The organism is Thermosulfurimonas dismutans (assembly GCF_001652585.1).
Lineage (GTDB): Bacteria > Desulfobacterota > Thermodesulfobacteria > Thermodesulfobacteriales > Thermodesulfobacteriaceae > Thermosulfurimonas > Thermosulfurimonas dismutans.
Map to the genome: position 1 here is coordinate 37,947 of NZ_LWLG01000013.1, position 21,742 is coordinate 59,688.

A 21,742-nucleotide genomic window follows, 5' to 3' on the forward strand; every position below is an offset into this window, starting at 1 on the left:
CTACCCTTATTGCATAGCTGCCCCGGCAATAGTGCCTAGGATAGAAATAGGTACCTGTTCCTGAATCCCGGTGCTGGCTCTGTTCACGTTTTGAAGGGTCTTCTTGGCCTCGATGTAGAGAGAATCATCGTTGATGAGTTTACCCAAGGTACCTTCACCTCGTTCAACCTTCTTTACGATCCGATTCAGGGAGGCCGCCGTGTCCTTGAGCTCTTCATAAAGTTCGTCATCCGTCAAAAGCTTGCCAAGAGTACCTTCCCCTTTGTTTATTCTATCCGCTACTTCTGCAATGGCCGTGGACCCCCTCTCCACGCTCTTCATGGCTTCCTTAAAGCTGAGGTAAAGCTCTTCATCCGTAAGGAGTTTGCCTAAAGTACCTTCTCCTCGCCGCATCTTTTCGGAGACCTCTTTTAAATTGGCCATAGTGACTTTAAAGTCTGCAAAGCTGCGTCTAATATCTGTGTAAAGGGTCTCATCTACTAGGAGTTTACCCAAAGTGCCCTCACCCCGGACTACCTTTTCGCCCACCTCTTTAAAGGCCGCACTGGCATCCCTAAGATTAACGATCAATTCCTTGAGGTTATTACGTCCCTCCTCGCTTCCCAGAATCTCACTCAACCCCTCGGCCACCTTCTTCAAATCTTTGATAGCCGGGCCAACCTCCGCAATTACCTGACTGAGATCCATAGGACTTTGTGTGTGGGCTAGGGTAGCTCCAGCCACAAGAAATTCCGAAGATTTTCCCTGTCTAACCTCTACAAAACGATCTCCAAGAACCCCAGCCGTCCGGATAAGGGCCTCGGCGTCCCGGGTTAGCTTGAAGTCCTTGTAGATCAGGAGTTCGACCTTGGCCCGGCCTTCGGGAAGAAGCGAAATGGCCCCCACCTTTCCAATCTCTACCCCAGCCATCTCCACCCGGGCTCCCCGCACGAGTCCCGAAACGTTATCGAATACCGCATAGACCGGATAAGTTCCTCGGGGAACCAAGGATTCTTCCGCAAGTTTGACTGTGAGATAAGCTAAAGCCAAAAGGGCCACCAAAACAAAAACGCCAACTTTAATCTCCGTGCTTTTCTTGTACATCTCTACCCTCCTCGGGATAGCATCCCTCAAAAGCACTTTTCAAGAATTCCCTCACAAAGGGATGCTCGCTCTTTTTGATCTCTTCCGGAGTTCCCTCGGCTACCACCCTTCCTTCATTTAGGAACGCGATATAATCCGCCGCCATGAGAGCTATAGGGACATCGTGGGTAACAACTACTCCGGTAAGACCATACTGCTGTTGAGTCTTCCGGATAAGTTTCATGGTGGCGACCTGAAGCATGGGATCAAGACCGGTAGTAGGCTCATCAAAAAGAATAATTTCGGGCTCAAGAGCCAAGGCCCGGGCAAGAGCCGCTCGTTTCTTCATACCTCCAGAAAGCTCAGCCGGATATTTGTTCCGGGCCTCAAGCAAACCCACTTGAGAAAGTTTCTCCTCCACCTTTCTTTGGATTTCTTTTTTGGAAAGCTTGGTATGTTCTATCAAAGGAAAAGCTACGTTTTCCGCCACCGTCATAGAATCAAAGAGAGCCCCCTCCTGGAAGAGGAATCCGAACTTACGCCTAAGTCTCTGCCACTCCTTTTCTGAAAGGTGGGTCACATCCTGACCGTCAATCAGGATTTGCCCTCGGTCCGGTTTGAGAAGACCTATGATATGTTTGAGGAGCACGCTCTTTCCGGTTCCGCTGCGGCCCATTATAAAAGTGAGCTTTCCCCGAGGGATCTCTAGATTGATCCCGTTTAGGACCGTCTGTTCCCCAAAACTCTTGTATAAATCGACCAATTTCACCATGACTAAAAAAGAAGCGAGGTCAGGATATAGTCTCCCACCAGGATACTTACCGAAGCAATGACCACGGCCTCGGTGGTGGCCCGTCCTACCCCTTCTGCTCCCCCGGAGGCGTTATAACCTTTATAGCAACCAATTATAGACAACAAACCTCCGAACACGAAGGCCTTGTATATACCGCTCGAAAGATCCAGCCATTCCACCATTTCCTGCATCTTTCGAATAAAGATTCCGGCATCCACATTCAAGAGCATGACCCCAACCAGGTAGCCACCGGCGATCCCCACCAGATCAGCAATGATAGTAAGAAGAGGCACCATAATCACGGCCGCCCAGAAACGGGGCACCACCAAATAGTGAACCGGGTTTACAGCCATCACCTCCAAGGCATCGATCTGTTCGGTAACCCGCATAGAGCCCAGCTCGGCCGCCATGGCAGAGCCAGCACGGGCCGTAACCATAAGACTAGTAAGCACCGGCCCCAGCTCCCGCACAAGACTCAAAGCTACCAAACCTCCGAGAAGGCTTTCCCCTCCGAATTTGGAGAGGGCATGATACCCCTGAAAGGCCATTACCATTCCGGAAAAAAGGGCTGTAAGAACCACCACCAAAAGGGAATTGACACCAACAAACTCCATCTGTTTAAAAAAGAGCCTCAACCTAAAGGGAGGCCTAAAGGTATAAACCAGAGTAGTCAGAAAAAGAAGGGCCATCCCCCCGGCTTGAGAGATAAAATCTAACCCCACCCGCCCTAAATAAGACAAAAAGTTGAGCATTACGATCCACCTTCTCCTGGCTAGCATTATTTTATACCTGATCCAAACTACTAAGCAAGCTTCCTATTTCATTAAAATTTGGTACTCCAGATAACCCTGGCCGGCTAACCCCGATAGCGGCCATTCTTATGGCCTTTTCTAAGGCTTCTTCCGGACTTTTCCCTCTATAGAGAAAGGCAAAAAAGGCCCCTGCCAAGATATCTCCGGCCCCAGTAGGATCTACGACTTCCACCTTTCGGGCCGGAACAAATTTTTCTTTTGAATTTGAATTTATAAAGAGACTTGCACCTTCCGCGCCCCTGGTCAACACAAGTATTTCCGAAATATTTTTTAGTTCTTTTAGTAACCCCTCCGGATCCGCAGAAAGATCCTCCTCACTTAGTACCAAAGCGTGAAAATGGGGAGCCTTTGATAGATCCGGACGAGCATGAATGACGGCCCCGTCAGGGGCCACTCTCCGAAACCAACCCTGAGGATTGCCTACCAAAAAACGAAAACGAAAAAGCTCAACATAAACCTTTCCCTCTATCGGAACTTCGTCCAAGATCGGAGCCAGATGTAGGACATCCGTTTCAATAGGTCTATTTAGCAAAGAAAAATCAAGAGGTTTGGCTCTGGCATGTACCTTTTGTCTTCGTCCATAGGGGGTTTCTTGATTTTCGAAAACCGTAGTCTCCGGTGAAATTTGATTATGAATGAAGAGCTCCGGAAAAAGGTTCTTTAGTTCTTCAGGGTCTTCGGCCGAGGCCGTAATAACGTGGGTCTCGAAACCCAACCTTCTTACCATGAGACCGGCGTAAAGTACGGCCCCACCGAAACGAAAACCGCCTTTCGGTACTAGGTCCCGGGTAATGTGCCCCAATAGGAGATAGCGGGCCATTTAGTCTTCGAAAACTGCTCCTTTGGCCCCTGAACTTACCAGTTTTGCGTATCGGGCAAGGACTCCGGAAACCTTTTTCTTTTTGGGCCTCCAGGCCTTGCGCCGAGTAGAAAGTTCATCCTCCGAGACCAAGAGCTCTAGTTTCCTCTCCGGAATATCTATCCGGATACGATCTCCATCTTTTACCAAGGCGATGGGGCCACCTTCGGCGGCCTCAGGAGAAACATGCCCGATACAGGCCCCCTGAGTACCACCGCTGAAACGTCCGTCCGTAATCAAAGCCACTGAGGAACCGAGTCCCATACCAATGATGGCTGAAGTGGGAGACAGCATTTCCCGCATCCCGGGACCGCCCTTGGGTCCCTCGTAACGAATGACCACCACATCCCCCGGCTTTATCTTTCCACCAAGAATGGCCCGGTAGGCCTCCTCCTCGGAATCAAAAACTCGGGCTGGCCCCTCATGTTTCATCATTTCGGGAACCACGGCACTGGTCTTGACCACCGCCCCCTCCGGAGCCAGATTTCCCCAAAGTATGGCAATACCCCCTTCCTCTCGATAAGCCTTCTCTACGGGCCTTATAACTTCGGGATTGAGGATGCAGGCCTCTTTTAGGATTTCTTTGAGTTTTTTACCTGTGCTGGTAAGCACACCGGTCTCTATCACCCCCACTTTGGTCAGCTCCGCCATGACCGCCGGTATGCCCCCGGCCTCATGAAGTTCGGGCACACTGTAAGGCCCGGAAGGGATAAGGCTCGCCAAAACTGGCGTCTTGCGGGAGATCTCGTCAAAGACCTCAAGAGGGAGCTCAAGACCCGCCTCCCGAGCGATGGCCGGTACATGAAGGACGGTGTTGGTGGAACAGCCCAAGGCCATGTCCACCGCGATGGCATTACGAAAGGCCTCCGCAGTAGCGATCTTACGGGGGGTGATCCTCTTTTTAAGGAGTTCGACCACCTTCATCCCGGTCCTTTTGGCCAGACGTAGTCTTTCAGCCGTGACCGCTGGTATGGTCCCGTTTCCGGGAAGCGCCAAACCTAGAGCCTCGGAAAGGCAGTTCATGGAATTGGCCGTAAACATCCCGGCACAGGAACCGCAAGTAGGACAGGCACATTCCTCAAGCTCCGCTAGGTCCTCCTCGGTCATCTCTCCGGCCTTGACCCGCCCCACGCCTTCAAAGACCGAAATGAGATTGACCTTGCGTCCGCGGAAACTGCCGGTAAGCATGGGGCCGCCGGAGACGAGAAGAGCCGGGATATTGAGCCTCAAAGCCGCCATGAGCATCCCCGGGGTGATCTTGTCACAGCTTGAGACCAGGACCAGGGCGTCAAAGGCATGGGCCTGAGTCATGATCTCTATGGCATCGGCGATTATTTCACGGCTCACCAGAGAATAGCGCATGCCTTCGTGGTTCATGGCAATGCCATCGCAGACCCCGATAACCCCAAACTCAATCGGAACCCCTCCGGCCATCCGTACCCCGGCCTTAACGGCTTCGGTAATCTGACGGAGGTGCATGTGGCCGGGAACAATTTCATTAAAGGAATTGGCAATCCCTATTAAAGGTTTCTTGAGCTCCTCATCCGTGAGGCCTAAGGCCTTCAAAAGGGATCGGTGAGGGGCCCTTTCCAGCCCCTTCTTGACACGATCACTCCGCATATCTAAACCTCCTCCCAAGTTTCAATCACTATAATAATCTTCTTTATAACACCCTTGCTTTTTCAATAAAAGCGGTTAACTTTAGGCCAAATTGAAAAGGGGGTTCATTATGCGAGAAGAGGTCGAGGCCGCTCTGGCCAAAGTCAGGCCCATGCTTCAGGCCGATGGTGGAGACGTGGAGCTGGTGGACATCACGGAGGATGGGGTGGTAAAGGTTCGTCTCCGTGGGGCCTGCGGGACCTGTCCCATGTCTCAGATGACCCTTAAGATGGGTATTGAACGTTACCTCAAAAAAGAAGTCCCAGAGGTCAAGGCTGTAGAAGCCGTAATGTAAGGAGGTTGCGGGATGGCCCGCGTTACAGTTGAAGATTGTCTAGAAAAGGTTCCCAGCCGCTTTAGACTTATTCATTTAACGGTAGAGCGGGTAAGACAACTGCGCAAGGGGGCCAAACCCCTGGTAGAATGTGATAACCGCGAAATTGTGACCGCTCTCAGGGAAATTGCGGCTGGTAAGGTAACCTTCGAAAATATCAAAGAATTGGCCAAGGAAGCCGAAGACTTCTCCATTTCTGACCTTCTTGAAGGTAAAGGGCCCGGTAAAGAGTCGTGAAGGAAAAAGACTACTATGCCATCCTGGGAGTTTCACGTAACGCCACCCAGGAGGAGATTAAAAAGGCCTACCGGCGTCTGGCGTTAAAATACCATCCCGACCGCAATCCTGGAGACCGGGAAGCGGAGGAACGGTTCAAGGAAATCTCCGAGGCCTATGAAGTTCTTTCGGATCCTCAGAAAAGGGCCATCTATGATTCTCAGGGATTCTCTGGCCTACATCGGACGGGTTTTCGTGGTTTCGAAGACGTAGAGGACATCTTTTCTGCCTTTTCTGATCTCTTTGAAGAGTTCTTCGGTTTCGGCTTTAAAGAGAAACCAGGCCGACGCCCCAGGTCCGGAGCTGATCTCTCCTACGAGATCTCGCTCACCCTTGAGGAAGTCTATCGAGGCAAGGAAACCGAGGTTACCCTTGAGCTTTATCAAAAATGCGAGGAATGTGCGGGTTCAGGATTGGCGCCCGGGGCCGGCCCACGGTATTGCCCGGTTTGTAAAGGCCGGGGGCATATCGTGCATTCGGAGGGCTTTTTTAGGCTGAGCACCACTTGTCCGCATTGTCACGGGATGGGCACTTACGTTTCCGATCCCTGCCCCAAGTGTCACGGTGAAGGTCGGATCTGGGGGCGTAAAAAACTCCGAGTCAAGATTCCTCCCGGGGTAGAAGAAGGTTCTCTTATCCGCATTCCCGGTGAGGGCGAGGCCGGACTATATGGTGGTCCCCCGGGGGACCTCTATCTTAAGGTAAGGATCAAACCTCACGAATATTTCCGCCGGGAAGGCAAAGATCTTCATCTTGATCTCGTGGTCGGTGTGGTGGACGCCATCCTCGGAGCCGAAACAGAAGTCACCCATCTTTCCGGGGAAAGGATCAAGATCAAGATTCCCAAGGGAAGTCAACCCGGAGATCGCATCACTATAAAGGGTAAAGGACTTCCGGATTCCCGCGGGGGGGCTCCCGGAGACCTTATCGTCCATCTTCAAGTAAAGCTACCTTCCAAAGTAAATCGGGAGCAGGAAGAGCTTCTCCGACGGTTCGCCGAACTCGAAAAGGAAAAGGCCCCCAGGATTAAATCGCAACGCAAGAAGAGCTTTCTAGGAAAAATTTTCGGAGAAGCCTGATGGCATTTACGCATCTTGCCGAAGACGGTTCAGCCCGGATGGTGGATGTCTCCGAGAAAGTCCCTACGGCTAGGGAGGCCGTGGCTCGGGGACGGGTCATCTTGGGAGACAAAGTTTTTCCTCTAGTAAAAGACCGCAATCTTCCCAAAGGGGACCTTTTCGGCGCTGCCCGGATCGCCGGAATACTAGCGGCCAAAAAAACCCCGGAACTCATCCCTCTCTGTCATCCTCTACCCATAAGCAAGATCGAAATCCATTTTGCCCTGAACGAAGCGGAAAAAAGTCTTGAAATCGAGGCCCGGGTGAAAACCGTAGCCCAGACCGGAGTGGAAATGGAGGCCCTTACGGCCGTATCAGTAGCTGCCCTTACGATCTATGACATGTGTAAAGGTATTGACAAAGGGATACGGATAACGGATATTCGCCTTCTTGAGAAAAGAGGGGGCAAGAGCGGAGAGATCATTCTGGAAAAAGGAGGACTTCATGGATCCCAAAAAGCTTGAATACTTCAAAAACCTCCTGCTTGAAAAGAGGCAAAAACTAGTTCAGGAAGCCGATCGCACCTTTCATTCTCTTGAAGGGGGGAGCGAACGCCTGGCTGATCCTACGGATATCGCCTCCAAGGAAAGTGATCTTGGTTTTGAACTCCGCATTCGTGACCGGGAGCGCAAACTTATCAGGAAGATAGACAAGGCCCTGCAGAAGATTGAAGAAGGGTCTTACGGGATCTGTGAGGCCTGCGGAGAGGAGATTGAGGAAAAGCGTCTCATGGCCCGTCCGGAGGCCACTCTCTGCATCCGCTGCAAACGAGAGCAGGAGCGTCTGGAGAAACTTCGCGGAGAATAGCCTAAAGTGCCGGAATTCCGGCGAGACCCTGTAAGCGGTCGCTGGGCCATCATCGCCCCCGAGAGAGGAAAAAGGCCTACTGATTTCCTTCTCCCTGAAGAAAATACCAAAGAGGGACGTTGTCCTCTATGCCCTGGGAGTGAAGACCTCACTCCTCCGGAAGTGCTAGCCCTTGGAAGACCTGAAGAAGCCCCACCTAATAGCCCCGGATGGAAGGTAAGGGTTGTCCCTAACAAATATCCGGCCCTCATACCCGGAGAAATAGAAAAAGAAACGGAGGGGCTTTATGAAAGGTTTTCCGGGGCGGGGGTTCACGAGGTCATCGTAGAAACCCCGGAACACGGAAAGTCTCTGGTCAGGTTCAGTCCCAACGAGCTGGCCCTGGTCTTCGAGGCCTACCGTTTGAGACTTGAGGAGCTGGCTCGAGACGGGCGATGGCGATATGTACTTATCTTCAAGAATCGAGGTGCCCGGGCTGGAGCCTCTCTGAGTCACGATCACAGCCAGCTCGTGGCTCTGCCCCTGATCCCGGAGTTGGTAAAAATTGAACTCGAAAGAAGCCGGATCTATCATGAAAGGAATGGAGAATGCCTTTTCTGTAAGCTCGTCAAAAGTGAACAGAATGGCCCCCGGCGGATTTGCGAAAACGAACGTTTTTTGGCCTTTATGGCCTACGCCCCCAGACAACCACTTGAGACCTGGATTATGCCTAAAAAGCACCGCAGCGACTTCCTAGACCATTTCGACGAAAACCTCGAGGCATTGTGTGATATTTTTCTCAAGGTCTTCGGAAAGCTTGAGGCCATTCTTCCGGGGTTGCCTTACAATTTTGTACTGCACACTGCCCCCCTCGGAAGCGCTCCCCTGCCCTACTATCACTGGCACTTTGAAATCATTCCTTGTCTAACCCGGGTGGCGGGCTTTGAATGGGGTACCGGGGCCTATATCGTGCCCTTGCTTCCCGAGGAGGCCGCGGCCTTTTTGCGTGATATCTCTCCATGAATCGCAAATTATTCCAAAACGAAATCCGAAAAATTGTCCCCGAGCTTAACGAGACTCAACTAGAGAAGCTCTTCCTTTATGCCGAACTCCTGCAAGAGGTAGCCTACGCCCTAGGCCTCAGCAATTTGTCTCGAGAAGCGGACATCCTCGAAAAACACCTCCTCGACAGCCTCATGCTACTTCCCCATCTACCGGAAGGTCCCTTCTGTGATCTTGGAAGTGGCGCCGGGCTTCCGGGAATACCCCTAAAGATCGTCCGCCCCGAAACCGAGGTCTATCTGGTAGACTCCCGCCGGAAGGCCGTGTCCTTTTTGGAGTACGCCGCAGCAAGACTAGGTCTCGAAAGATTGGAGATCCTAAAAGCCCGGGTCGAGGCCCCCGAGGTGCCCCGCGAATACTTCGCCGCTGTGGTCTCCCGAGCGGTGACCGCCCTCTCCGAACTCTGGGATTTGGCCTACCCCCTCCTGAGACCCGGAGGAAAACTTCTGGCCTTAAAGGGCCCGCGTGGAAGAGAAGAGGTAGAGGCCTTACAGGAAAGACATCCGAAGCTTCCCATCCGGAGTCATCCCTACGAGCTCCCTTGCGGAAGACCCGGAACGGTGGTGGAGGTGCTCAAATCGTCTCCCAGTTAAGACAGTTGGGACAAACCCAAGTGATGGCGTTACAAGAAAAGTGCTTCTGATCCTGGGATAGACATCGCTGACAAACCGTAAAACCGCACTTCCGGCAGCGCCAAACCAGGGGCATCTCCTGGCCGCAGAACTCACATTTCCCAGCCCCGTATTTAGTCCTTCTAAAGGCTCGCATCTTTGCGCCTGGCTTTGAGTTTGGCATCGTGAGCCGCAATCTTGGCGATCTTTTTTTCTAACTTAATAAGTCTTTTTTCCTCCGAAAGCCAGGGGTGATAACGAAAATAGGCCTCCAGAAACGCTTTTTCAAACTCTCGGGTTCCCGGCCCTAGAATCTGCCTGGCAGAATAAAAAAGTTCGGCGAGGTCCTTAATGACCCAGTAGGGTTTGATTTTGCGGGCTCTACGCACTCGCTGGAGATCGATCATAAAGAGTCTTTTTCCGTCCCAAAACAGATGACAAAGATAGAAATCTTGGTGGGAAAACCCCAGGGCATGAAAACGGGCCGCGGTCTCCACCAGGGGCGGAAGGAGTTTGCGGAAGAGCTCCGGACTCTCTTTAAAGAGGTCCTCAAGACGTCTTCCGGGGACCTCGCGAAACAGGCTCAAGGCCCGATGACGCCTCAGGCCGCGCTCAAGGCCAAAGGCGACGGGCTCCGGCACATGAAAACCATGGGCAGAAAGTTCCCTGGCCGCCCACCATTCCCTCTCGGCTCCACTCTTGAGAAAGCCAAAGAGTGGAAATCGAAAATACCGCTTCAAAAAAAAGCGATCGTCTCCAAGCTCAAGTAGGGCTATCTCCCGATCCTTCTTGGATTTGAAGGGCTTGGTGGGAGCCTTCCAGAGAGCTTCAAAGGTGACCAATCCCTGACCTTTAAGTAATTCTTGCCAGCGCGGGCTGATCTCAAATATCGTCATGCCGACAACTCCCGGACATATCTTTTGAGCTCCTCTATAGCCTCCCAGTCCGGACTTTTGAAGGCCGGAAAGACGGAGTTATTGTGAAAGATAGGGTCCTCGGAAAGAGGATATCGCGAAATCCTTTCGGTCTCCTCGAAAAGAGGTGTCCCCGGAATAGGGGAAAATTCCGCAAGTACGGGTCTGGCCCCGGCCTGAGCCACGAACTCCGCGGCCTTCTTTACCTCCGCAAGGGTTTGCCCCGGAAGACCGAAGAGGAGATAGGCCCCTAACTCCCTGGCCGTAAAACCGGCCTCCCTTAAATAGGCCACCGCCTGCCCAAACTCCTCCTCGTTCACTTTACGATCGAGCCTCTGCCCCACGGTCTCAAGTCCTAGCCGCAGGGTAACAAATCCGGACTGCTTGAGAAACCCCGCCACCTCTCGGTTGATGAACCGCGCATGCAGGGCATTGGGCGTATGGAAGCGGACTCTAATTCCGGCTGAAAGGACGCCCTCCAGGATGACTGCCAGATGGTTCTCAAAGTCAAGAAGAAGGGCATCGTCGTAAAAGGCAAAATCCACTACCCCGTAATGCTCGTGCCAGTAAAGGATCTCAGAGACAACCTCCTCCGGAGACCGCCTCTCAAAATCCGGAAATAGTCTCGTCGAGGCACAATAGGGACACCGAAAGGGACAGCCCCTTCCAGTAAGAAGGACAACATAGGGTATTTGCCGCTGGAGATCAAAGATTGGAAAGGAATGGGAATTAGGCTCACCTGTAGGATCGCAAAGTTCAGAGATCCTCTTCAAGATCCTTTCCTCGGCGTGCTCGGTTATGATCTCAGCCCCGGGAAAGATCTCCCTGGCGTGTTCCGGGCAGAGGCGAGCGTAAACTCCTCCAAGAAGCACGGGAGTATCTGGGAAACGGCTCCTGAGCAGCCGGAAGGCCTCAAGGGTCCCAGGATACCAGTAGGTGAGCAGACAGGTGATGAGGATGACTTTCGGGGGTTTGAGACCGGCCACTTCTTTCTCGGCCAATTTTCTGGGAAGCCCGTAGCGGGCCAAACGCCGGGGCACGTCTTCGAAGAAGATCGGCTTGGGGACCTCCTCTCGCCAGAAATGGCCGGTACCATAGGCCCGGCGTTTCGGCTTTCGGGGAAGCTCGGGGTGGAAGGGATCCAGAAGATCCAGAAATTCTACTCGATACCCTTCTTTCCTGAGAAGACCACCAAGTCTTAAAAGCCCGTAGGGTCTCAGCCAGAAATCGTAGGCCGCAAAGTCATAGATCCAAGGATTGACTAACAGAACATCCACAGGAAACCACTGGCGGCCCCACCGGGACTCGAACCCGGGTCTCTGGCGTGAGAGTAGGATTCGCATTTCTCAATCTTAATCAATCTCATTCAATCTTGCGATTTTAACGGGTGCTAATCGCCATGGTGGTTATAAAATTCCATTTTACGGCCACCAATATGGACACCAAGCCCGGAACTTTTAAGTATCAAGGCTTTGTGGTCTTGAAGTGATTTTCAGTTAAGCGAAAATAATCGGCCGGAATCTGGTTTGACATTTTATAGAAGGTTATCAAGCTCATCAAGGCTTATTCCAGCGGCTTTAAGAATACATTTGAGGGTTTTGGGAGCTAGAATTTTTCCGCTATGAACCGGTATGGTAACCAAGACTTCTTTCTCGTCATGATAGAGATGGTAGTGGCTTCCTTTGATTCGGACTATTCGGAAATCTGCTCGCTGTAAAGCTTTTACTAGGTCTTTCCCGGTGATCCTAGGCAGCTTTCTGCTCAAATTCGACCTCTATTTCGGCCTGAAAAGACTTTCTGAGTTCTGTCAGGGCTTCAAGGTGTCCTTCGATGGCTTCTTTGGCATTTCCTATGGCTTCTTCGATAGTGTCTCCCTGAGTGACGCATCCCGGAAGATCCGGGACCGTGACCGTGAAGCCGCCTTCTTCATTGGGCTCGATCACAATTTTATAACGAAGTGTCATCTTCTCTTCTCCTGTTTTTGGGATTCGTTTTATCATTTTAGATAAAATTCAGACGGATTTGAAGTTTGAATTTGCTCATCCGGTATCGATTTCCCGGAGCAAGTGCGCAGGCAGGTCAATAAAGGCAAAAAAATCTTTTGGGTAGAGGTAAGGTTCTCCACTTTCGTCTATGACTTTGAGGAGGCCGTATTCCTCTCCGAGGACGGGATAAACTTTCCACTTTTCGAGAGAAAGCTCATAGCCCTGGTTTTTGATGCAAAGGGCGATCTTACTCATGGCTTGAGACCTTGATGATCCGTTTCATTTTGAATTCCTTCCCTGTGGAAAGCATCAACGCTGGACTCGAAAAATGGCTATGGAGCTCGGAAACTATTTCCCTTCGGAAAGAGCTCTAGAGGTGAACCTTTTCATCCAGATGACCAATCTCAAGGACAAATGGTGGCAAAAACCCATGTCCACCGTGCAGACCGTAAGCTATGAGCTCCAGCAGAAGTTCGTCTTGACCTATGAGCTTGAAGGGGTAGCCTAAAATGGAAAAGAAGCTCGCTAACCTTTATGCAAAATTCCCTATAGGCCCCAAAGGGAAACCAGTCCCTCAAGAGCCTGTCTCTTCCACCAGGGAATAAGATTGGGATGCAGGTCAAACTGGGCCGCAAGCTCCGAAAGACTTTTCTCTTCCTTCAAAGCTTCTAAGGCTACCTTGGCTTTAAATTCCGGCGAATACCTCTTTGGCTTCTTTCTTTACATTTGGACCCCTCCTTAGTCTACTTTTTTCACCTTACCATGCTGTCCAAAATTTGGGGTCCACTTCTCTTGAGACGCAGTTTGCTTCTTCTCATGTTGGGGGAGTTAATTCTAGGCTCCCCCAACGTCAATATCTAGTTTTTTCGAACACCCTCATTGATTGTGCTTTGCGTTTTTTAGCCGCTCGAAAGCCTCTGAGTAAGCCTTTTCCACCAGCGAAAGCCTTTCTTCTCATCCTCCAGATCCAGAAAGTTCTTAAATCTTTGGGCGTCCAAGAGGACTACCCCTTTGGTTTCCACCACCACGCCCGAGGGAAGATAGTTTACCAGCGAATCCTTATCCGGCCGGGAATGTTCCAAGAAGGCCCGGGTGATATCAAAGTACTCCCGACCGTCAATTTTTATAGTCTTTGCAAACAGTTCCTGGTGGGCGTGGTAAAAGGTAAACCAGGCCCGGCGGGCTCGCTCCCGATAGTAAAGATCTACAAGCCTTTCCTCCGTAAACCACCTCGGCCGATCCAGATCCAATTCCTCAAAATACTCCAGAAAGATTTCCCTGGCAGGTTTTAAGAAGTCTTCGGGGAAAAAGATTTCTTTCTGCCGGAATCTTCGTTCGAGTCTGAAAACGAAATCTCGGAAGAGGTCCTCTTCAAGACGGTATTCCCGTTTTACTCTCTGAGGAAACGGGACGGAAAGTGGAAGATAGTAGATTCGGCGCATGACCTCCGGAGGGGCGTGGAAGTCCTTCTCGTTTCCGGTGGCCAGGAAACAGGCATGGGGGCCGGAGAAGGTGTTGGCCATCTCTTTGATGAACTGCACGCCTTCGTATGATCTTTCCGAAGTGGTGGTGAAGTACTGCCGTTTAACCTCGTCCACCAGGACGGGAAAGAGATTTCCGTTGGTAAGAAGAAGATAAATACCGCGCGAGTTGATTTTTCCGGCCGGGAATTTGGCCTTGGGAGTATAATGGTAATGAAGGCCGTGGTTTCCCAGAAGACGACTTATGGCACGCAGAAGAAAGGTCTTTCCGGAGCCGGCCGCCCCTGCGATATAAAGGAAGATGGGTACTTCCGCTAGATACTCTTCCCCCAGAAGGGAAGCCTCTTTGCGAATGAGCCACAGAAAGGGCGACATGAAGGCGTAAAGGACGGCCTCGAAGGCAATGCGGCTAGCCCGCTCTTCGCCGGTAAGCTCGGAGTAGGAGCTCAAAAACTCATTAAGTCCCTGAAAAACCGTCTGGAGCCTCTCCAGAGGAAGCTCCCTTCCCAGAGGCTCGCCATTTCTGAAAAGTCCTTCCTCACGCCATTGGAATCTAGGCCTATCGTCCTCGAATTCCCTGGTCTCCTGGACGGTTCGCTTGAGCACCCGGAAAAGGGCCTCTTTTTTCGCATAAACCTCTCTGGGGGAGATAAGGATGGCCCCGGATTCCGTGCGCTTGGTTATGACCCGAAAAACCTCAAGGAGCTTTCTTTGTTCGCGGACGTTTTCCTCTTTTTCTTTGATCTTCTTTTCCATCTCTTCCAGAGAGTCTTTTAAGTGAGCTTCCACAAGGAGGGTTTTCACCTCCCCGATACGGTCGGCAAAAAACTCCAGGGTTTCCTTGTCTTTGACCAATAAGGCTTCAGGGAGTTTCTTTTTCTTTTGGAGAAAATCTTTAGGGAATAGGGGACGAGAAGATTTCTTTAAATGTCTTAGTACCTTTTCAAAGAGGGCAAATTTGGACGGATTCTCTTCTTCATCAAAGACTTCGAGGATCTCCCATTGGCGTCCGCCAAGGGCTCTCTCGGTGAGGTTGGCGCTTCCCCAGATAAGCCTGCGCCCAGTCTCACCTTTTAAGAGAAAGATTTTGGCATGACTGGCTTCAAAGGGTACCAATACTTGGTAATCTCCTTTGGAGAGTTTTTCGAGAATTTGGGCGTTGGCCGAAACTTCTTCAAAGAGTCGGCGATTTTCCTCCGGTTCAAAAAAGGCCGCAAGTCCTCGCGCCGATTCCGGGAAACCTACTATGAGGGACTGTCCACCCGTTTGTGTAAATTTCATTATAGCCGGTCCTCGAAGAGAATTGCTATCTGGCCGTATATCTGAGGCCAGCCCTTGATCTGGGCCCATTTCCGCTCAAGCTCCATAGCTGCCATGTACAAGCACTTTAACAGGGATTCTTCCGTCGGAAATACCCGTCTTCCGGCCGTAGCCTTACGAAATTTACTATTTACGCTCTCTATAATATTTGTCGTGTACATTACTCGCCTAATCTCCACAGGATACCTGAAAAAGGCTGTAAGAGCCTCCCAGTTCGCCTGCCAGCTCTTCACTACGTGAGGGTATTTACTCCCCCATTTCTCCGAAAAAGCCTCCAGCTCCCTCTCCGCCGCCTCAAGCGTGGCCGCCCCATAGATCCTCTTGAGATCCCGAGCTATTTCACGTCTCTCTTTCCAAGCCACATACCTCAAGGAATTCCTGATCTGATGCACTATGCATCTCTGGATATCCGCCCTCGGGTAAACCGCCCCTATGGCCTTCTCAAGCCCAGAAAGCCCATCCACGCTGAAAATGAAAACATCCTTCACCCCTCGAGACTTTAGGTCGTTCAATACACCAAGCCAAAATCGGCTCGATTCTGTCCCGTTTATCCAAAAACCTAAAATCTCCTTATAACCCTCAAGATCGAGTCCTATCGCCACATATACCGCCTTGTTCCTTACCTGCCCCTCCTCCCTGGCTTTATAGAAAATACAGTCTATCCAAATCAAAAAATACTTCTCCTTGAGCGGCCTCGAACGCCATTCCTCTATCTCCGGAAGTAGCCGATCCGTAATCTTGGAAATCAAAGAAGGACTTACGTCAAAACCATACATCTCCGAAAGGATCTCCTGGATATCCCTGGTACTCATACCTTTGGCGTAAAGGGCTACAATCTGGTTTTCGATCTCATCCAGCATAGTCTGGCGCTTCCTGACTATTTGAGGCTCAAATTCGCCCTTCCGATCCCTGGGAACCTTGATCTCCAGGGCCCCGGAAGAGGTCTTAATCGTCTTGGAACTGTAGCCGTTCCGGGAATTGTCGGTATCCGAGCGCTCGTATCTCCCGTAGCCCAAAAACTCCTCTAGTTCGGCCTCAAGGGCTTCCCTCAAAGTACGCCGGACAAGTTCCTTAATGGTGGCCTGCACTTCTTCGGGCTGAGGTGCCTTCTTGGCTCTTGCCATAGTGTCCACCCTCCTTTTGTAATTTGCTTATTCTAAAATCTCCACAGTTGGGTGGACACTCCCTACTATGAAACACAATTTTTCGAAACCAAGATTCAGGAAGAACTCCAAGGCCTTTCTTATGGAGGCCGAATAGGTGAGCACCAGGGCCTCCTGATAGCCTGCCACTAAACTCTGAGGGTCTCCAGAGAACTCCCGCCCTTTATATAAGATCTTGAGACGGCTCTCCGAAGTGTTTTCAAAAAGCCCCGCCATCCTTTTCATCTTGAGGTCTTTTTGTTGTTTTGACAAGGCGTCGCTTGGAGTTATATTCAGAAAATCAACTCATAGAACCTATGGCACTTGACGAAAAGATTCTCTATCGCATTTTTTCCGAGCTTTTTCCGGATGAGACGGTTGAAAATTGGGCCTTTCTCGGAGACGGCTTTACGCCTTTTGCGGACTGGAGGCGAGCCGCCGGCCCCAAAAGAGAGCTTTGCTTTCTTATCAAAACCTGCGATCCTCGAAAGTTTATCGTAAAAGCCGAGGATATTCTCGGTTCCCATTGCCGCATAGCCAAGCTCGATGAGGCCATGGGGGTCTATTCTTTCTGGGTAGGCTGGTGCGAGACGCCGATCTTTGCGGTCTCCTTTTTCGTGCCGTTTTCGGACCCGTGGCGGAAAAAGCTCTTTGAGAGGATTTTTTACGGAGATAAGGAAAAATTTCACTATTGCAAACTATTCAATCATGGGGTGCGTCTCCTTCCGGACGAAGACTTTGGGGTTCTTTCCGTGGCCCTCGGAAGACAGGTAAGACGCCCACTTGATGGATTTTACGCTCTGGTGCTGGCCTCAAATGACCGAGCCACGGCCGAGAGAATCGAGGAGCTTGCGGGGATTCTTAAAATTTTAGAAAAGTTGAAAATCTTGGAAAAGAAGGCTTCTTTATTCAATTTAGCCAAAAACAGAATGGAAAGTTACAAGGATCGTGGTATCAATCGGTTTTTTTATTTTTGGGACTATGAGGAGCGCTGGTTACGGAGCGCGAAAGCCGAAGAAGTAAGAATGTTAAAGCGTATGAAAAGCTCCCTGCTTTTCAAAGACGACTAGGAGTTATGCTAGCCTTTGCCGCGGACATTCACGGCGAGTGGCGCAGGCTTTACGAGAACCTCCCTCAGGAGGTGGAAGCGGTTTTCATCTGCGGGGACGCTGAAATGGTTCGCTCTGAGGAGGATTTGGCGCTTATACCGGCTCCCAAGAAGCATCTAAAGCTCGGAGATTTTCATTTCTTTTGGGAGCGGGGCGAGGTTCCCGTTCCGACCTATGTCCTTCTTGGAAACCACGAGCCGTACCTGTGGCTCTGGGAGCACGAAAAAAACGGACCGACGGAGGTCATTAAGAACCTATGGGTGCTGGCACGGTCGGGAGTTATTGAGCTTTGCGGGCTAAAGATTGCTTATCTTGGCAGGGTTTTTGCCCCTACTACCTATTTTGAAGGGCGAGTATGGAATCCAGAGAAAGACAAGAGGTCCAAAAAGTCGAAGCTTGCGAGCCGTTTTACACCGGAAGATGTAGAAAGACTCATTTCAGAGGCGGCTAAAGTGGAAGATGTCGATGTACTCGCTCTCCACGAAAATCCGAATTATTGCAAGGACGCACGAGGAAGAGAAGTCTATCGGAATATTGTTGAGCTTGTGAGACCGAAACTCATCATTTGCGGACATATGCATCGTCTTTTACTGGAAACTTTTTCTGGTGTTCCTATTTTTGGGCTTCCATATGGGATTCCAGTCACTTGGCAAAAAATCGAGTGTTCGATGGAAAACACAAATCTTTGAGCGCTAATTCGACCTCGATGTTTCGTCCAAGCCGATAAGTTTTCAATAGGCTATGCATTTCGCAGTCATCGGTGATGTTCACGGGCGATTTGAGTTGCTGGCAAGGGTGCTTGCGGTCCTGCGCGACCGCTACGGGGTAGAACTCGCCTTTCAGGTGGGCGACTTGGCCTTTCTATCCTCAAGCGACCCCAAGTACCTCAAGGCCCTGAAGATGGCCGGGCCGCAAACTCCGCCCCTCATTTACGACGTTTTTGATGATGAAGTCCAAGCCATAAGGTTCCTCCACGGCGACATCGAGCTTCCCGTCCCGGTCTACTTCGTAGGCGGAAATCACGAGGACTGGCCGTACTTAGACTTCGTGGAAGAGAAGATGCGCGAGCAGGGGATAGCACCGCCCTACGAGATTGCGCCGAACCTCTTTTTCCTGGGAAAGGCGAGCGTGGTGGAGGTGTCCGAAATGCGGGTCGTCACCCTTTCAGGGATCTACGACCGCCTCAAGTGGGAGCTCTGCGTGACCTCACCGCGGAAGCTCTACTACCACAACCAAGAAGACGAAGAGGCGCTTCTCTTCCATGCGCCCGGGGCGGACCTTTTCATCGCGCACGAGTGGCCGGTGAAGCTCGCTTCGGGCGCAACCTGGGAGGAGGCCATTTACGCAGCCGTCGGCTCTCCCACGGTGGACCGGCTCATCCACCACTTTCGGCCCGCGCTTTCGTTCCACGGGCACATGCACCGCTACGCGCAGGGCATTCGCGGCCCCATGGGAGAGCGGCCCACGAAGTGGGTGGGCCTGGACATGCTCATCGTGGACCACTACCACAGAGTCCGCAATGTGGCCCTTTGCGAGTTCGAGGGGCCGGGTGCGGTGAGGCTCCTTTTTACCGCGGAGGCGAGGAAACTCTTAAAGGACGCTTCCGCTTAGGAGAGCACGATGTCAACCCGAGACCTTTTGCGGTTTGCAAGAGAAGTGGAAAAGAGCCGTCCCCGACTGAGGCGGGTCCTCAAGGTGGAGGAGCTTTATACCGAGTACCTCACGCGTCTTCCCCGCCTTCCGGTGGTGCGGGCCGGTTTCGAGGTCCTCAACGAATTTAATCTCCGCATCGTTTCCCCGAAAGCGCTTATTGCGGTGCTCCTCTGTCTTCCCGAGCGCTCAATGGACCTCTCTGCTTTCGTGCGGGTGCTTCCCGAAGTCTTTCCAGAGGATCTTTCCAGAGCCCTGCAAGTCCTTTCGGGGGACCCCGGGGTGCTTGCAGTGGTTCTCTACGGTTCAAGGGCTCGAGGAGATGCTCGGCCGGATTCGGACTGGGGTGGTATTCAATTTTGTGTGTCTGGAGAGTAAATAAGGAAGGCCCCTGGTGAAGGGCCTTCCTAAAAGAAAAGGGGAAAAGAAGAAACTCATCAAGGAGGTAACCGCTATGAAACAGAATAATCCCTTCACCGAAGAATTTCTAGAACAACTTAAGGACTGGGAAAACTTTGTCCCCAGAGAGTTCCTCTCCTGGCTCTTTAAAAACCTGGGCCTGGCACACCGCGCCATCCACCTCAAGAAACATCCCCATGACAAGGGAAACGGCTTCTACGAAAGAACACTACAGATAGGATACAGATAGGAAGTCTTCCTTTTCCCGTAGAGGTGGCCCGTACACGGTATGAAAAGTTCCGGCCCTTTTTCCTCCCTCCAGGACACCTCCGGTATCTCCCCGAAGATTACCTCCACCTGACCTCCTCCCTTCTCCTGGGCTCCCGATCCATCGATAGCGCTTCCCGGGCCCTAAAAAATATGGGCCTCCCCATAAATCAAGATTACCTGGAAGAAGTGATCGAAGAGTTCGTGACCTATCTCGAGGACCTCAACTCCTGCCCGCTGCCTTCAGATTTGGCCGCCCTCATCCTGGATGCCAAACATATCCACCAGAAGCTCAAAGACGGACAGAAGGTCATGGGACATACCACCTATGTGGCCCTGGGCCTTACCCTGGATGGGCAGAAGAAGATCCTAGGCCTCTACACCTTCGAGGGCTCAGAGAGCCTCGAGGGCTGGAAGAAGACCCTGGAGAAGCTTCTTCAGCGGGGGCTGAGGGGGATCCTTATCGTGATCCATGATGACTTCCCTGGACTCCTGGGCCTCACCTCAAGCCTTTTTCCTCAGGCGGATATTCAACTTTGTACGGTGCACCTTTGCCGGAATGCAAGAAAACACCTCTCCCAGGAGAACTATCGCACCTTTAAGAGCTACTTCAAAAGCATCAAAGCAAGCCTCAGCTATGAGGAAGGCTTGAGGCTTTTTGATTCTCTTCTCAAGGAGCTTCCACAGGAGAACACCTTTGTGAAGCTTCTTGCAAAGAAGAAAGAGCACTATCTGGCCTTTTTGAAGTATCCGGAGGAGGTGAGACCGCTGTTTTCCTCGACCAATCTGGCCGAGGGGATCAACCGGAAGATAGAAGAGGCGGAGAGGGCCTGTGGGGGTTATTTCCATTCGGAACGGGACCGGGACTTCAGGTATGGGGTGCTAGCTAAGGAATTGCTAGAGGGCAGATGGAGGAGGGTCAACTGGAAATACCAGCGGGTGGCTCACCTCCTGAGATATCTTTTCGAGGAAAGGTTTAAAAATGAGGACCTCTTGGTCTAGACACAGAAAACTTGACAAGCGCCCCATTTGGCCTCAAGGGAGAGAGCGCAAGCCTCTATCCATTGTTTCCGGGAAAACTTGGCTAACCCCTCTATCAGCTTGTCCAGCGCCCCTTCCTGGAGCTTTTCCAGACGCCCCAGGTTAGCCACGATCCTCTGGCGAACTTTTTCGCCTCACTAGCCCTTCCCTGCTGTCAAACTTGGGTTAGACTTTTTTCTAGAATTCTATTTAGTGGAAGGGTTGGGAGAAGAAAATGAAGATCTACGAAACGGTAGTCACGCCGGATCGAAAAATAGTCGTGGAAAATATTTCTTTGATGCCGGGAGAAAAGGTCAAGTTGCTGATACTCAGGGAAAAGTCTGGCCGGAAGGGATATCCGCTCAGGGGAAGAAGAGTAGAATATATTGATCCTTTCGAAAGCGTGGCGGAAGATGAATGGGAAGCCCTAAAATGGTAGTTCTTGACACCCATGTCTGGGTCTGGTGGGTTCATTCTCCAGAAAAATTAACCTCCAAACAAATTAGTGTCATTCAGGCTAATGAAAACGATTTAATAGGAATCTCGGCCATTTCCTGCTGGGAGATAGCGAAGTTGGTGGAACGGGGACGGTTGCGGCTTCCCTGCACCCTGGAGGAATGGTTCGATCTGGCTTTTTCCTATCCGGGGATAGAGATAATCCCTCTGACCCCTGAAATCGCCATAGAATCGACCAGGCTACCTGGAAACTTTCACAGAGATCCGGCGGATCAGCTGATTGTGGCCACAGCTCGGGTCCTGAATTGTCCGCTTGTCCAGCGCCCCTTCCTTAAGCTTTTCCAGACGCCCCAGGTTAGCCACGATCCTCTGGCGCACTTTTCCACTAACCCGCTTGCCCTCCACGATATAGAGATAGGTTTTTGGAGGTGGAGACGGTAGAACAGAGGCAGGGAAGGGGAAAAAAGGGGGCATTTTAGGGGTATTTTGGGCCGAAAATACTCACTTCAGATTCACCAGCCCTTTCCGACTGTCAAACTTGAGTTTGAGGTATGTTGCGAAGAGATTGAGCCAACGCGAGAGGAGAGCTTTTCGTCAGAGGGCTAGACAGCAGCGATTTTGAAGCTA

26 protein-coding genes and 4 pseudogenes are annotated in these 21,742 nt (G+C 51.4%); 15 read left to right on the forward strand and 15 right to left on the reverse strand.

The genetic code is table 11. The features are described 5' to 3' along the window. Positions 1 to 6: 6 nt before the first annotated feature. Genes TDIS_RS08135 through ilvD form a run of 5 tightly spaced genes read right to left on the reverse strand, consistent with a single transcriptional unit; the run spans position 7 to position 5,146 of the window. Positions 7 to 1,083 carry an MlaD family protein gene (locus TDIS_RS08135; protein WP_068671156.1) on the reverse strand — a complete coding sequence of 359 codons (1,077 nt, stop codon included), beginning with the start codon at positions 1,081 to 1,083 and terminating at the stop codon, positions 7 to 9. After that, the gene (locus tag TDIS_RS08140; protein WP_068671158.1) at positions 1,058 to 1,834 is read right to left on the reverse strand and encodes an ABC transporter ATP-binding protein; all 777 of its coding nucleotides are present in this window, start codon (positions 1,832 to 1,834) and stop codon (positions 1,058 to 1,060) included. Before TDIS_RS08140 ends, TDIS_RS08135 begins: the two co-directional genes overlap by 26 nt. Before the next feature lie 2 nt (positions 1,835 to 1,836). Next, complete coding sequence (locus TDIS_RS08145; RefSeq protein ID WP_068671160.1) at positions 1,837 to 2,607, reverse strand: MlaE family ABC transporter permease; 771 nt, start codon at positions 2,605 to 2,607, stop codon at positions 1,837 to 1,839. A gap of 31 nt (positions 2,608 to 2,638) precedes the next feature. Further along, on the reverse strand, positions 2,639 to 3,487 hold the full coding sequence (locus tag TDIS_RS08150; protein ID WP_068671162.1) for a PfkB family carbohydrate kinase: 849 nt from the start codon (positions 3,485 to 3,487) through the stop codon (positions 2,639 to 2,641). Continuing rightward, on the reverse strand, positions 3,488 to 5,146 hold the full coding sequence (gene ilvD / locus TDIS_RS08155) for a dihydroxy-acid dehydratase (protein ID WP_068671164.1): 1,659 nt from the start codon (positions 5,144 to 5,146) through the stop codon (positions 3,488 to 3,490). 109 nt (positions 5,147 to 5,255) lie between these two features. On the opposite strand from ilvD, the gene TDIS_RS08160 reads away from it, so the two are divergent. The 7 genes from TDIS_RS08160 to rsmG are packed head-to-tail and all read left to right on the forward strand — an operon-like array spanning position 5,256 to position 9,354. After that, positions 5,256 to 5,480: a NifU family protein gene (locus TDIS_RS08160; RefSeq protein ID WP_068671167.1), complete on the forward strand. Its 225-nt coding sequence runs from the start codon at positions 5,256 to 5,258 to the stop codon at positions 5,478 to 5,480. 12 nt (positions 5,481 to 5,492) lie between these two features. Then, on the forward strand, positions 5,493 to 5,756 hold the full coding sequence (rpoZ, locus tag TDIS_RS08165) for a DNA-directed RNA polymerase subunit omega (protein WP_068671169.1): 264 nt from the start codon (positions 5,493 to 5,495) through the stop codon (positions 5,754 to 5,756). Continuing rightward, entirely contained in the window at positions 5,753 to 6,874 is a 1,122-nt protein-coding gene (dnaJ, locus tag TDIS_RS08170) for a molecular chaperone DnaJ (RefSeq protein WP_068671171.1), read from the forward strand. The genes rpoZ and dnaJ overlap by 4 nt, the downstream gene beginning before the upstream one ends. Continuing rightward, positions 6,874 to 7,377, forward strand: a complete 504-nt coding sequence (gene moaC, locus TDIS_RS08175; protein ID WP_068671173.1) for a cyclic pyranopterin monophosphate synthase MoaC — start codon at positions 6,874 to 6,876, stop codon at positions 7,375 to 7,377. Before dnaJ ends, moaC begins: the two co-directional genes overlap by 1 nt. After that, the gene (gene dksA / locus TDIS_RS08180; protein ID WP_068671175.1) at positions 7,358 to 7,720 is read left to right on the forward strand and encodes an RNA polymerase-binding protein DksA; all 363 of its coding nucleotides are present in this window, start codon (positions 7,358 to 7,360) and stop codon (positions 7,718 to 7,720) included. Before moaC ends, dksA begins: the two co-directional genes overlap by 20 nt. Before the next feature lie 6 nt (positions 7,721 to 7,726). Further along, positions 7,727 to 8,722 carry a galactose-1-phosphate uridylyltransferase gene (galT, locus tag TDIS_RS08185; protein WP_068671177.1) on the forward strand — a complete coding sequence of 332 codons (996 nt, stop codon included), beginning with the start codon at positions 7,727 to 7,729 and terminating at the stop codon, positions 8,720 to 8,722. Next, complete coding sequence (rsmG, locus tag TDIS_RS08190) at positions 8,719 to 9,354, forward strand: 16S rRNA (guanine(527)-N(7))-methyltransferase RsmG (protein WP_068671179.1); 636 nt, start codon at positions 8,719 to 8,721, stop codon at positions 9,352 to 9,354. Before galT ends, rsmG begins: the two co-directional genes overlap by 4 nt. A 161-nt stretch (positions 9,355 to 9,515) precedes the next feature. On the opposite strand, the gene TDIS_RS08195 is transcribed toward rsmG, so the two are convergent. From TDIS_RS08195 to TDIS_RS08215, 5 genes are all read right to left on the reverse strand, one after another. Next, a complete protein-coding gene (locus tag TDIS_RS08195) occupies positions 9,516 to 10,268 on the reverse strand; it encodes a lipopolysaccharide kinase InaA family protein (RefSeq protein WP_068671181.1) in 753 nt (250 codons plus the stop codon). Beyond that, positions 10,265 to 11,629: a B12-binding domain-containing radical SAM protein gene (locus TDIS_RS08200; RefSeq protein WP_084271032.1), complete on the reverse strand. Its 1,365-nt coding sequence runs from the start codon at positions 11,627 to 11,629 to the stop codon at positions 10,265 to 10,267. The genes TDIS_RS08195 and TDIS_RS08200 overlap by 4 nt, the downstream gene beginning before the upstream one ends. Before the next feature lie 191 nt (positions 11,630 to 11,820). Next, positions 11,821 to 12,051, reverse strand: a complete 231-nt coding sequence (locus TDIS_RS08205; RefSeq protein WP_068671183.1) for a type II toxin-antitoxin system HicA family toxin — start codon at positions 12,049 to 12,051, stop codon at positions 11,821 to 11,823. Further along, a complete protein-coding gene (locus TDIS_RS08210) occupies positions 12,032 to 12,250 on the reverse strand; it encodes a type II toxin-antitoxin system HicB family antitoxin (protein ID WP_068671185.1) in 219 nt (72 codons plus the stop codon). Before TDIS_RS08210 ends, TDIS_RS08205 begins: the two co-directional genes overlap by 20 nt. Positions 12,251 to 12,325: 75 nt before the next feature. Further along, positions 12,326 to 12,526 carry a hypothetical protein gene (locus TDIS_RS08215; RefSeq protein ID WP_068671187.1) on the reverse strand — a complete coding sequence of 67 codons (201 nt, stop codon included), beginning with the start codon at positions 12,524 to 12,526 and terminating at the stop codon, positions 12,326 to 12,328. 35 nt (positions 12,527 to 12,561) lie between these two features. Between TDIS_RS08215 and TDIS_RS08220 the strand changes: the two are divergent. Further along, a pseudogene (locus TDIS_RS08220) lies at positions 12,562 to 12,779 on the forward strand (IS256 family transposase); the annotation flags it as partial. Between the two features lie 38 nt (positions 12,780 to 12,817). Here TDIS_RS08220 and TDIS_RS10875 read toward each other — a convergent pair. The 4 genes and pseudogenes from TDIS_RS10875 to TDIS_RS08235 all read right to left on the reverse strand — a co-directional run. Beyond that, positions 12,818 to 12,976: pseudogene (locus tag TDIS_RS10875) on the reverse strand (transposase); the annotation flags it as partial. Positions 12,977 to 13,170: 194 nt separating this feature from the next. Beyond that, on the reverse strand, positions 13,171 to 15,033 hold the full coding sequence (locus TDIS_RS08225) for a phospholipase D family protein (RefSeq protein ID WP_068671191.1): 1,863 nt from the start codon (positions 15,031 to 15,033) through the stop codon (positions 13,171 to 13,173). Then, positions 15,033 to 16,196, reverse strand: coding sequence for an IS256 family transposase (locus TDIS_RS08230; RefSeq protein ID WP_068671193.1), 1,164 nt, complete (start codon positions 16,194 to 16,196; stop codon positions 15,033 to 15,035). The genes TDIS_RS08225 and TDIS_RS08230 overlap by 1 nt, the downstream gene beginning before the upstream one ends. A gap of 27 nt (positions 16,197 to 16,223) precedes the next feature. Next, on the reverse strand, positions 16,224 to 16,460 hold the full coding sequence (locus TDIS_RS08235; protein ID WP_068671195.1) for a hypothetical protein: 237 nt from the start codon (positions 16,458 to 16,460) through the stop codon (positions 16,224 to 16,226). A gap of 71 nt (positions 16,461 to 16,531) precedes the next feature. On the opposite strand from TDIS_RS08235, the gene TDIS_RS08240 reads away from it, so the two are divergent. The 5 genes and pseudogenes from TDIS_RS08240 to TDIS_RS08265 all read left to right on the forward strand — a co-directional run bounded on the left by TDIS_RS08240 (position 16,532) and on the right by TDIS_RS08265 (position 20,641). Then, complete coding sequence (locus tag TDIS_RS08240; RefSeq protein WP_161939503.1) at positions 16,532 to 17,284, forward strand: hypothetical protein; 753 nt, start codon at positions 16,532 to 16,534, stop codon at positions 17,282 to 17,284. Positions 17,285 to 17,289: 5 nt separating this feature from the next. Beyond that, complete coding sequence (locus TDIS_RS08245) at positions 17,290 to 18,012, forward strand: metallophosphoesterase (RefSeq protein ID WP_068671198.1); 723 nt, start codon at positions 17,290 to 17,292, stop codon at positions 18,010 to 18,012. Positions 18,013 to 18,064: 52 nt separating this feature from the next. Further along, positions 18,065 to 18,934 carry a metallophosphoesterase family protein gene (locus tag TDIS_RS08250; RefSeq protein ID WP_068671200.1) on the forward strand — a complete coding sequence of 290 codons (870 nt, stop codon included), beginning with the start codon at positions 18,065 to 18,067 and terminating at the stop codon, positions 18,932 to 18,934. Positions 18,935 to 18,943: 9 nt separating this feature from the next. Beyond that, positions 18,944 to 19,351, forward strand: coding sequence for a nucleotidyltransferase domain-containing protein (locus TDIS_RS11310; RefSeq protein ID WP_068671201.1), 408 nt, complete (start codon positions 18,944 to 18,946; stop codon positions 19,349 to 19,351). A gap of 76 nt (positions 19,352 to 19,427) precedes the next feature. Next, positions 19,428 to 20,641: pseudogene (locus TDIS_RS08265) on the forward strand (IS256 family transposase). On the opposite strand, the gene TDIS_RS11065 reads toward TDIS_RS08265, so the two are convergent. Next, a complete protein-coding gene (locus TDIS_RS11065; protein ID WP_153303811.1) occupies positions 20,638 to 20,790 on the reverse strand; it encodes a hypothetical protein in 153 nt (50 codons plus the stop codon). The pseudogene TDIS_RS08265 and the gene TDIS_RS11065 sit on opposite strands and share 4 nt — an antisense overlap. 104 nt (positions 20,791 to 20,894) lie before the next feature. Here TDIS_RS11065 and TDIS_RS08270 point away from each other — a divergent pair, with 104 nt between their 5' ends. Both TDIS_RS08270 and TDIS_RS11570 read left to right on the forward strand, forming a co-directional pair. Then, positions 20,895 to 21,098 carry a hypothetical protein gene (locus TDIS_RS08270; protein WP_068671207.1) on the forward strand — a complete coding sequence of 68 codons (204 nt, stop codon included), beginning with the start codon at positions 20,895 to 20,897 and terminating at the stop codon, positions 21,096 to 21,098. Beyond that, a pseudogene (locus TDIS_RS11570) lies at positions 21,092 to 21,373 on the forward strand (type II toxin-antitoxin system VapC family toxin); the annotation flags it as partial. The gene TDIS_RS08270 and the pseudogene TDIS_RS11570, both read left to right, overlap by 7 nt. Positions 21,374 to 21,742 lie beyond the last annotated feature (369 nt).

Bases quoted from the DNA above. Each gene is read 5' to 3' on its own strand.
- TDIS_RS08135 (WP_068671156.1), bottom strand. From the start codon at position 1,083: ATGTACAAGAAAAGCACGGAGATTAAAGTTGGCGTTTTTGTTTTGGTG.
- TDIS_RS08140 (WP_068671158.1), bottom strand. From the start codon at position 1,834: ATGGTGAAATTGGTCGATTTATACAAGAGTTTTGGGGAACAGACGGTC.
- TDIS_RS08145 (WP_068671160.1), bottom strand. From the start codon at position 2,607: ATGCTCAACTTTTTGTCTTATTTAGGGCGGGTGGGGTTAGATTTTATC.
- TDIS_RS08150 (WP_068671162.1), bottom strand. From the start codon at position 3,487: ATGGCCCGCTATCTCCTATTGGGGCACATTACCCGGGACCTAGTACCG.
- ilvD (WP_068671164.1), bottom strand. From the start codon at position 5,146: ATGCGGAGTGATCGTGTCAAGAAGGGGCTGGAAAGGGCCCCTCACCGA.
- TDIS_RS08160 (WP_068671167.1), top strand. From the start codon at position 5,256: ATGCGAGAAGAGGTCGAGGCCGCTCTGGCCAAAGTCAGGCCCATGCTT.
- rpoZ (WP_068671169.1), top strand. From the start codon at position 5,493: ATGGCCCGCGTTACAGTTGAAGATTGTCTAGAAAAGGTTCCCAGCCGC.
- moaC (WP_068671173.1), top strand. From the start codon at position 6,874: ATGGCATTTACGCATCTTGCCGAAGACGGTTCAGCCCGGATGGTGGAT.
- dksA (WP_068671175.1), top strand. From the start codon at position 7,358: ATGGATCCCAAAAAGCTTGAATACTTCAAAAACCTCCTGCTTGAAAAG.
- rsmG (WP_068671179.1), top strand. From the start codon at position 8,719: ATGAATCGCAAATTATTCCAAAACGAAATCCGAAAAATTGTCCCCGAG.
- TDIS_RS08195 (WP_068671181.1), bottom strand. From the start codon at position 10,268: ATGACGATATTTGAGATCAGCCCGCGCTGGCAAGAATTACTTAAAGGT.
- TDIS_RS08200 (WP_084271032.1), bottom strand. From the start codon at position 11,629: ATGCGAATCCTACTCTCACGCCAGAGACCCGGGTTCGAGTCCCGGTGG.
- TDIS_RS08210 (WP_068671185.1), bottom strand. From the start codon at position 12,250: ATGACACTTCGTTATAAAATTGTGATCGAGCCCAATGAAGAAGGCGGC.
- TDIS_RS08215 (WP_068671187.1), bottom strand. From the start codon at position 12,526: ATGAGTAAGATCGCCCTTTGCATCAAAAACCAGGGCTATGAGCTTTCT.
- TDIS_RS08225 (WP_068671191.1), bottom strand. From the start codon at position 15,033: ATGAAATTTACACAAACGGGTGGACAGTCCCTCATAGTAGGTTTCCCG.
- TDIS_RS08230 (WP_068671193.1), bottom strand. From the start codon at position 16,196: ATGGCAAGAGCCAAGAAGGCACCTCAGCCCGAAGAAGTGCAGGCCACC.
- TDIS_RS08235 (WP_068671195.1), bottom strand. From the start codon at position 16,460: ATGAAAAGGATGGCGGGGCTTTTTGAAAACACTTCGGAGAGCCGTCTC.
- TDIS_RS08240 (WP_161939503.1), top strand. From the start codon at position 16,532: ATGGCACTTGACGAAAAGATTCTCTATCGCATTTTTTCCGAGCTTTTT.
- TDIS_RS08245 (WP_068671198.1), top strand. From the start codon at position 17,290: ATGCTAGCCTTTGCCGCGGACATTCACGGCGAGTGGCGCAGGCTTTAC.
- TDIS_RS08250 (WP_068671200.1), top strand. From the start codon at position 18,065: ATGCATTTCGCAGTCATCGGTGATGTTCACGGGCGATTTGAGTTGCTG.
- TDIS_RS11310 (WP_068671201.1), top strand. From the start codon at position 18,944: ATGTCAACCCGAGACCTTTTGCGGTTTGCAAGAGAAGTGGAAAAGAGC.
- TDIS_RS08270 (WP_068671207.1), top strand. From the start codon at position 20,895: ATGAAGATCTACGAAACGGTAGTCACGCCGGATCGAAAAATAGTCGTG.